Raw genomic sequence first — 9,231 nt, forward strand, 5'->3', positions numbered from 1 at the left:
AAAATTTCTTCGTCAATATGCTGAAGCGGCATATCGATGTAATGACAGATTTTGGGCTCGCTCGCAATCAGATCGATCAGTTTATCCGGAAAAGGATGGGGATAGTTATAAAGTAAACGAATCCAATCGACTTCGGTTTTGACCAGCTCCTTCAAAAGTTCATAGAGCTGACCCTGCCCGAGGTCCCGGCCGTAACTGGTGAGGTCTTGCGCGATCAAGTTCACTTCTCTTACCCCCTGACCGGTTAATTGGTTGACCTCATTGACTATCGCAGGAATCGGCCGGCTTCTCATTTTGCCCCGCATGCCGGGAATGATACAAAACGAACAACTTTTATCGCACCCTTCGGATATTTTGACATAGGCCCAATGCTTTGCGGTGGTTAAAATCCGGTCGGCATGGGTTTCGTCGTACAGGGCCGTCGGCTCGCTCAGCCAGGAAGAGCGTTTTTTATTTTTCCCCTTTTGATCCAAAAAGGTTTTACAAATTTCCGCAATTTTAAAATATTCGGTTGTCCCAACGATGGCATCTAATTCCGGAAGCTCTTTTAACAACTCATCCTGATAGCGTTGGGTCAAACATCCTGTAGCGATTAAGGTTTTACACTGGCCCTTCTTTTTTAATTTCCCCAGTTCGATAATGGTATTGATTGATTCCTGTTTTGCCGAGTCGATAAATCCGCAGGTATTGACGATAAGAATTTCAGCTTCTTCTTCCTTTGAAGTTAAAACAAAACCCGCTCTATCGAGTTGCCGGAGCATCACTTCGGAGTCGACCTGGTTTTTGGAACACCCCAGATTAATCAACCCTACCTTGGGATAAAGCTTTGTTTTTTCTTTAACAGTTTGAGATTTCAATGATTTTTCCTTTGCGTTTTAAACCAGACCAGCCAAAATTGTAACATACCCCTATAGGCCTGGAACAGAACTTTTCCAGTTCTTTTAACCGGTTTTTTACCTCCAGCCCGCCTTGACAAAACACCCGGCGGGAGATATATTTTATTTAAATGATGAGGATATTTAAAGAGTAAAAGGAGCGCGTCCAGTGGCTAGAAGTGAAAATAATCGGTGGGAAAACGATCCTCAAGACAATGAAAAGCTTAGAGAATTAGTCCGGGACCTGGCCCATGCCATTAACTCTGTCTTTGCTGAAAGTTCGGAAATTCGAACCGTCATTAAGGATATTGAAGAGGAAGGGTATCAGGTGGACCTTGTTCTGGCTTCCATCACGAGGGCGCTTAATAAGGAGCAAAAGGAAAAACCCGGCACCCAACCGCCCGCTTTAATAGAAAACATTAAGTTTGAACTTAACCGTTTTGACCAATCTTTTTTAAAATCGATTAAAATAAAACCTGAAAACGAACCAAAATAATTTTTTCTTTCAACTCCCTCCTTTCGTTTGACTTACCCATTTTTTTTTGTTAGTCTTTGAAAAATTAAACAAACGATCACCCTTACAAAAAATCCAGAAAGTTAATCAACATAGAATTTCTGGCTAGAAAACTATAAAATGCTTTTAAATCAAGAAGTTATACTAGAAAATCTTGCTGCCAAGCTTCGAATCGACATCTTAAAAATGATTTTCGAAGCCCAGTCAGGGCATCCCGGCGGTTCCTTTTCGGCCATTGACATGATGACCGCTCTTTACTCTAAAGTAATGAAGCATGACCCCCAAAACCCAGATTCCCCCGATCGTGACCGATTTATTTTGAGTAAAGGACATGCGGCACCCGCTCTTTATGCGATTCTTGCCCATCATGGTTATTTCCCTCAAGAAAACCTGAAAACCTTACGGAAAATGGGTAGCCCGCTTCAAGGCCATCCGGAAAAAAACAAACTCCCCGGCGTCGAAGCCAGCACCGGTTCCTTAGGTCAGGGAATTTCTATTGGAATCGGAATGGCCCTCGCGGGAAAACTTGACGGAAAAAATTACCGGACCTATGTTCTGGTCGGTGACGGCGAAATAAATGAAGGCCAGGTATGGGAAGCCGCGTTGTTTGCCCCAAATCATCAACTCGATCATTTAGTGGTCATTTTAGACCACAACGGCCAGCAGTTGGACGGAAGTGTTCAGGAAATTATGCCGCTCGATCCGCTGGCGGAGAAATGGCGGGCTTTCGGATGGAATGTGATCGAAATCAACGGCCATCGAATGAATGAGATTTTGGACGCCTTTGAAAAAGCCGGATCAACTCGAGGCAAACCCACCATAATTATTGCAAAAACAATAAAAGGAAAGGGGGTCTCTTTTATGGAAAATAATAATGAATTTCATGGAATGGCTCCCAATAAAGAACAATTTACCCTCGCATTACAGGAGCTTGAACATGCTTAGGGTTATTCCAACTAATCCAGAAGGCCAAAAACCAACGGTTAGAAAAAAAGTTTTAGGGAAAGCCACCCGGGACGCCTATGGTGAAACCTTATTGCAATTGGGAAAAGAAAATCCAAACATCGTTGCGCTCGATGCCGATTTATCAAAATCGACCAAAAGCAACCTTTTTGCGAAGGCTTTCCCCGATCGGTTTTTCAATTTTGGTATTTGCGAAGCCAATATGGTTTCCGCCGCCGCCGGGCTGGCCTCTTCGGGAAAAATTCCGTTCACCTCCAGTTTTGCTTCGTTTTTAATGTGTAAAGGCTTTGACCAAATCCGGATGGGAATTGCTAACCCAGGCTTAAATGTAAAACTGGTCGGCTCGCATGGCGGCATTTCACTCGGAGAAGATGGCGCATCCCAGCAAAGTGTCGAAGATTTTGCCTTAGCCCTCGCCCTCCCCAGGATCGCTGTGGTTCAACCTGCCGATGAAGTCTCGACTCAGGCCCTGACTCGCCAAATTGCGGCTTATCATGGGCCAGTCTATATGAGGACAGGACGCCCAAAAGCCCCTATCCTTTATACGCCCCAGGATAAAATTACGCTCGGTAAAGCCAATATCTTGAAAGAGGGAACGGATGTTACGATTTTTGCCTGCGGCTTAATGGTCGCCGAAGCTCTTGAAGCCGCTGATATTTTAGGGCTAAAGGGAGATAAAATCGGCGTGATCGACATGCACACAATCCGTCCGATTGATGAAAACGCCATTTTTACGGCGGCCAGAAATTCTAAAGCTTTTGTCGTAGCCGAAGAGCATCTGGTTCACGGAGGATTAGGGGCTGCCATCGCCCAGGTGGTTTCAACCTTCTACCCGGTTCCCATTGAATTTGTAGGCCTTAAAGATACTTACGCGGAATCCGGCACTCCCCCGGAACTCTTCGAAAAATATGGCCTGAACGCCGCCGCCATCGTGCAGGCTGTCGAGAACGTCCTCAACCGAAAAGATTAACCTGATCCGACAATAATGGTCGTCTGCTGCGTTGTCACTTCAGCTTCGTATCCTCATGTACCACAAAGCTTGCTCGCGAGCGTATCCGCAGCAAAGCTATGTTTTTTTTGGTACGCTGCGGTACGATGCTTCGTTCCGCCTTGCACACGCCACATTCCTGTCGGCCACGTCTGCACTACCCTCTCTCATTCTCATTTCCGGGTTTTCACAACATAACACCCATCGCTTTTGTCGCTCTCTAAACATTGACATTTCAATGTTTAGAGCTACCTTTTATTATATATGATCTCTTTAAACATCAACAAAAGTCGAATAATCAATCTATTTTCTTTCCTTCGTTTCCGGCTCCTTCTCCTTATTTTTATGATCGTTCTTCCTTTTTTCGGAGTCATTATATATACCAGCATGGAAGAATATAAAATAGCCGCGGCTGAAAACAAAAACAAGGCAGTCGAATTGGTGCAAATCGCCGCCGACAGTCAAAATCAACTCATTGAGGGTGTTCAGCAATTCCTGGCCGTTTTATCTCACCTCCCCGAAGTGAAAGGAAGAGATCCATCCGCCTGCAATGTCCTGTTCTCCAAACTACTTCAACAATATCCTTCCTACGCTAATTTGGGTATTTCTCAGTCTAATGGAAATATTATCTGCAGTGGAGTCCCTTTCCACAGGAAGCTGAATATGTCCGATCGGACTTACTTCAGGCATGCGATTGAAACAGGCCGCTTTTCAACCGGGAATTTTCAAATCGGCAGAATCACCGGTAAACCTACCATTAATTTCGGCTATCCTCTATTTGATCAAACCGGCAAAGCGCAAAAAGTTCTTTTCGCCGCCCTGGACCTGTCATGGCTCAATCAATTTGCATCAAGAGCCGAATTGCCTCCCGGTTCGATACTGACTGTCCTGGATCAAACCGGCACCATTCTCGTGCGATATCCCAACCCGGGAAAATGGGTGGGAAAATCAATCCCCGACATCCCTATGATTAAAACCATCCTGTCTCAACATAAGGGAATCGAGGAAACTACGGATCTTGATGGTAATCTTCACTTTTTAGGGTTTACGTCTCTTGTTGGAAATCAAGAAACCGGAAATTTATCTATCAGCATCGGAATTCCTAAACAATCGGTATTTTCGGGAATAAACCACATGTTCACTCTCAATCTTACAATTCTGGCAGTAACCATGATTTTGGGATTTTTGGGCGCCTGGATCGGAAGCGACTTCTTTGTTTTAAAGAAAATCAATGTGCTGGTAAAAACATCCAATCAACTCGCGGGCAATAACCTCAGCGCCAGAACCGGAATTGTTTATGGAAAGGGGGAATTGGACCAATTGGCTTATACCATAGATAAAATGGCGGATTCTCTGCAGGCCAATGCTTCCGCCATCCAATATCAGGCCACGCATGATTTCTTAACGAAGCTTCCAAACGCTAATCTTCTTCACGACCGGTTGGATCAAGCCATTAAAACGGCCAAGCGGAACAATAAATCTCTGGCTCTGCTCATGTTGGATATCAATCACTTTAAAGAAATCAATCATACGCTGGGGCATCATTTTGGCAATCTCCTGCTGCTTCTGCTCGGGCCGCGGCTTCAGAACGTATTGCGCCAATCAGACACGATTGCGCATTTAGGAGGAGATAAATTTGCGATTCTTCTGCAGGACTCGGATATCAACGGGGCAAAAAGCGTCACCCGTAAAATTTTAAAAGTGCTGGAAGAACAATTTATTCTTGCGGATCATCCTGTTTTAGTCGAGACCTGTATCGGCATAGCCCTCTACCCGGACCATGGAGAAACTTCTGATATTCTCCTGCAACGGGCGGATGTCGCCATGTCCAAGGCCAAGGAGGAAAAAAGCGACTACTTTGTTTATATCCAGGATGAAGACCACAACACCCCCCGTCGCCTTGTTATCATGGGAGCATTGAGAGAAGCCATTAACCGTAACCAGTTGATTCTTCATTACCAGCCGAAAATTAACCTTAAAACCGGGGGTTTGGCGGGAGCAGAAGCGCTGGTTCGGTGGCAACACCCGGAATTAGGCCCGATTGCTCCTGATCAATTCATTCCTTTAGCCGAAAAGACCGGACTGATCAAACCTTTAACTTACCATGTTTTAAATACAGCGGTTAACCAGTGTCAGTCCTGGTGTCAGGAAGGAATCAATATCAATGTGGCTGTTAACCTTTCTACACGAAACCTTTTAGATCAGAAGCTTCCGGATGATCTGATGGAAATGCTTGATAAAGCGCATGTTTTACCCTCCAGTTTAGGAATAGAGATCACCGAAAGCGTGATTATGTTGAATCCGGAAAGAGCAATGGAAATCCTCAAAAGGTTAAGCGGAATGGGGATTCAACTTTCCATCGACGATTTTGGCACAGGGTACTCATCACTGATGTATCTTAATAAACTTCCGGTCAACGAAATTAAAATTGACAAATCATTTGTGATCAATATGCTGACAGATAAGGACAGTGACATGATCGTCCGGTCGACAATTCATCTGGCCCATAATTTAGGATTAAAAGTGGTTGCCGAAGGGGTGGAAAACAAGGAGACCTGGGACAGGCTCAAAACCATGGGTTGTGATTATGTGCAAGGATTTTATATCAGCAAACCCCTCTCTGCCGAGCAGTTCATTCACTGGCTGGATCATTCGCCATGGAGGATAAACCGGCAGATGAACAACACCGGACCCAAAGCAGCCTGAATCAATATTGAATTCCCATCAGGATAAAGAAACGCATCCCGTTACATGGGACAGATAAAGTTCCCCATTGCCATCAGCTTGTTAAACGTTTCCCGGTAATCCACTTTGATATCGATAACCACAGGGCCTTTTTCACGAAGCGCTTCTTTTAAGACCGGTTTAAATCCATTAGCGGAATCAATGGAATACCCTTTCGCGCCAAAAGATTCAGCCAGTTTAAGAAAATTCGGATTGCCCAATTCGATTCCAAAAGAATGTCCAAACTCTTTTTCCTGTTTAAACTGAATCAACCCATACCCGTCATCGCGAAAAACCACATTCACGATCGGAAGCTTCAGTCGTACGGCGGTCTCTAATTCCTGACAATTCATTAAAAATCCGCCATCGCCGGAGACGGTGACAATCTTTTTCTCAGGATAAATAAGCTTGGCGGCAATCGCCCCGGGAAGCGCGATTCCCATGGCTGCGAATCCGTTGGAAATGATTACGGTATTCGGATGATGGGCGCGAAAATGACGGGCAATCAATAATTTATGGACCCCGACGTCGCTGATTAAAATATCTTCAGGTTTCATCATCTCCCGTAATTCATAGATAATCCGCTCAGGATTCATGGGGAACCGGCAATCTTGAATCCCTTCTTCAAATGATTTTAAAATTTCACGACGAAGAATTCTGGCACTTTCCGGATCATGCACCACCTTTACTTCTTTCAACAGCCGGTTCAAGGCTTCTCCGATATCCCCGACCACTTCAACCCGGGGTTGATAATAGGCGTCTACTTCGGCAGGCAAGAAATCGATGTGAATAATTTTCTTATCTTTTTGACCGTTCCATCGGTAGGGACTATATTCCACCAGGTCATACCCTACCGCAATAATCAAATCTGCCCGGTCAAAACCAAAGGAGACGTAATCATGGGCTTGCAAGCCGATACTCAAAAGAGAAAGGTCATAATCTACCGGAACAACCCCTTTGCCCATAAAGGTATTGGCCACCGGAATGTTGGTTTTTTTTGAAAATCTCAACAAAGTCTCCGACCCTTTTCCGCGGACGACACCGTTCCCGGCCAAAATAACCGGATGGTGGGACTGGTCAATCAATTGTGCAGCTTGTCGCAGGGATTCCCGGTCCGGAGACGGCCTTCTAAAACTTTCAGAAACCAGGGGGACCCCTTCTGTGTTTTCCTTGGCGATATCTTCCGGATACTCAATATGGCAGGCGCCCGGTTTTTCTGTTTGCGCGAGTTTAAAAGCTTTTCGAACGACTTCGGGAATGTTGGCGGGTTTTTCGATGCGGGCATTCCACTTTGTCAACGGACGGAAACTTTCGACGATATTGACATATTGGTGTGATTCTTTATGTGCCCGATCCAGACCCGCTTGAGCGGTAATGGCGACCAGAGGCGCATGATCCAAATTAGCGTCGGCAATTCCCGTGGCCAGATTGGTAGCGCCGGGGCCAAGGGTGGAGAGACAAACCCCTGCCCGGCCGGTCAATCGTCCATAAACATCCGCCATAAAAGCGGCGCCCTGTTCATGCCGGGTGGGAATAAATTGAAGGGAAGAACGCGAAATGGAATCGAGGAGATCAATATTTTCTTCACCAGGAAGCCCAAAAATAAACCGGACGCCTTCTTTTTCTAAACATTGAACAAAGAGATCCGAAGATTTCATGAACACCCAAAAAGATTACAGTCAGCGGGGACGATTTAATTTGAAGATGTCTGTCGTACGGGCATAAAACTCCCCTCCCATTCTTCCGATAGCGGAAAGCTTTTGAAAGTCGATCTTTTTATTTTCGAGAACCTCTTCACGAACGTGATATTGGATGATTTCCCCTAAAACGAGGGTTGCCCCTCGAGGGGGAGCGCCGACCTCAATTAAACGGTGGAGGGAGCATTCAATGTTAATGGGAGATTCTTTGACGAGAGGGGCGTTGACAACCGCCGCCGGAACAGGCGTCAAACCCACCTTTTGAAATTCGCTGACTTCAGGAGGAAAAGACGCCGAACTTGCATTCATGGCCAATGCCAGAGGTTCCGTTACAATGTTGACGACAAATTCCTTCGAATTTTCGATGTTGACCAGGGTGTCTTTTTTCTCCCCATTTTTCCACGCAATCGATACGCTTAAGATGGGTGGATCGGAACAAACCCCGTTAAAAAAGCTAAACGGAGATAAGTTAAAAATCCCGCTTTCCCCTACCGTCGAAATAAACGCAATCGGCCGGGGAACAATCGCGTAGAGCATGAAAATATAGTTTTCCGTCGGCGATTGTTTTTTCGGGTCGAACCTCATTTTCTATCGTAACTGAACAAAATGCCCTCTTCTATTTAACTGATAGCACGATTCATTATGTTCAGCACAGAAGGGGCGGTCTTCCCCATAACTAATTGTGGAAATCCGGGAAGCGCTAATCCCTTCGGAAATCAGGAGCTGCTTAATCGCATGCGTTCTTTTCTCTCCGAGGGCCAGGTTATATTCGTTGGTTCCTCTTTCATCACAATGTCCTTCTATTTTGATTTTAACCTGCGGATTTGCTTTTAACCAGACAACATTGTTATCGACGATTTCTTTCATAGCCGGATTAATGGTGGATTTATCAAAATCAAAAAAGACATCTTTTAGCCCGACGTTCGACAGTTCAATCGGCTTGACCACCTCTTTTTCAGTCACCTGCGGTTGGGCAGGGGGAGGTGCCATTTCAGTAGAAGGAGCCTCCTGGGAAGGAACTTCCTGTTGCGTGGGGATACTTTGAGTTGCAGTTTCTGTCGGTTTCTTTGGGCAACCTGCCAGGCCGATCACGACAAGGCATAAAAAAGCCGCCAAAAATACCTGCTGAATTTTAACCATGAAATCCTCCTTATTTTATTAAAAATAAAATCATAAAAATTAATTGTGGGAATGAGAAACTTTTTAAATCATAAGGAATTAACTTATGACAGTCAAGCGATTTCCGCCACGCCGCCCCCGCCGGGTTTGACAGATTGGCGTTTAATTGGTATCCTTTAGCTTATCTATGGGTATAAGATCAACTAAAATTGGGGTGCTGTTTTTTGCCTTGTTCGGACTCTCTTTAGCTTGACAGGTCCCCGTTCAGGCTGAGGTTTTTTATTATAAAGATCAGCGGGGGGCATGGCATTTCACTAATGTGCCCGACGATGGAAGATACCAGAATATCAC

Annotated in this window: 8 protein-coding genes; 4 read left to right on the top strand and 4 right to left on the bottom strand. The window is 45.2% G+C overall.

From position 1 onward, the window contains the following. On the bottom strand, positions 1–857 hold an 857-nt coding region (locus tag HYR79_12015; GenBank protein MBI1822424.1), incomplete at its 3' end, for a MiaB/RimO family radical SAM methylthiotransferase. 187 nt (positions 858–1,044) lie between these two features. On the opposite strand from HYR79_12015, the gene HYR79_12020 reads away from it, so the two are divergent. From HYR79_12020 to HYR79_12035, 4 genes are all read left to right on the top strand, one after another. Beyond that, on the top strand, positions 1,045–1,371 hold the full coding sequence (locus HYR79_12020; protein ID MBI1822425.1) for a hypothetical protein: 327 nt from the start codon (positions 1,045–1,047) through the stop codon (positions 1,369–1,371). A gap of 138 nt (positions 1,372–1,509) precedes the next feature. Then, positions 1,510–2,334, top strand: coding sequence for a transketolase (locus HYR79_12025; protein ID MBI1822426.1), 825 nt, complete (start codon positions 1,510–1,512; stop codon positions 2,332–2,334). Beyond that, positions 2,327–3,322 carry a transketolase family protein gene (locus HYR79_12030; GenBank protein MBI1822427.1) on the top strand — a complete coding sequence of 332 codons (996 nt, stop codon included), beginning with the start codon at positions 2,327–2,329 and terminating at the stop codon, positions 3,320–3,322. Before HYR79_12025 ends, HYR79_12030 begins: the two co-directional genes overlap by 8 nt. A 405-nt stretch (positions 3,323–3,727) precedes the next feature. Beyond that, positions 3,728–6,046, top strand: a complete 2,319-nt coding sequence (locus tag HYR79_12035; protein ID MBI1822428.1) for an EAL domain-containing protein — start codon at positions 3,728–3,730, stop codon at positions 6,044–6,046. A gap of 41 nt (positions 6,047–6,087) precedes the next feature. On the opposite strand, the gene HYR79_12040 is transcribed toward HYR79_12035, so the two are convergent. Genes HYR79_12040 through pal form a run of 3 tightly spaced genes read right to left on the bottom strand, consistent with a single transcriptional unit; the run spans position 6,088 to position 8,901 of the window. Then, on the bottom strand, positions 6,088–7,722 hold the full coding sequence (locus HYR79_12040; protein MBI1822429.1) for an acetolactate synthase large subunit: 1,635 nt from the start codon (positions 7,720–7,722) through the stop codon (positions 6,088–6,090). Between the two features lie 21 nt (positions 7,723–7,743). Then, positions 7,744–8,346, bottom strand: a complete 603-nt coding sequence (locus tag HYR79_12045; protein ID MBI1822430.1) for a flavin reductase family protein — start codon at positions 8,344–8,346, stop codon at positions 7,744–7,746. A gap of 3 nt (positions 8,347–8,349) precedes the next feature. Beyond that, on the bottom strand, positions 8,350–8,901 hold the full coding sequence (gene pal / locus HYR79_12050) for a peptidoglycan-associated lipoprotein Pal (protein ID MBI1822431.1): 552 nt from the start codon (positions 8,899–8,901) through the stop codon (positions 8,350–8,352). Positions 8,902–9,231 lie beyond the last annotated feature (330 nt).

The organism is Nitrospirota bacterium, assembly GCA_016178585.1.
GTDB lineage: Bacteria > Nitrospirota > Nitrospiria > JACQBW01 > JACQBW01 > JACOTA01.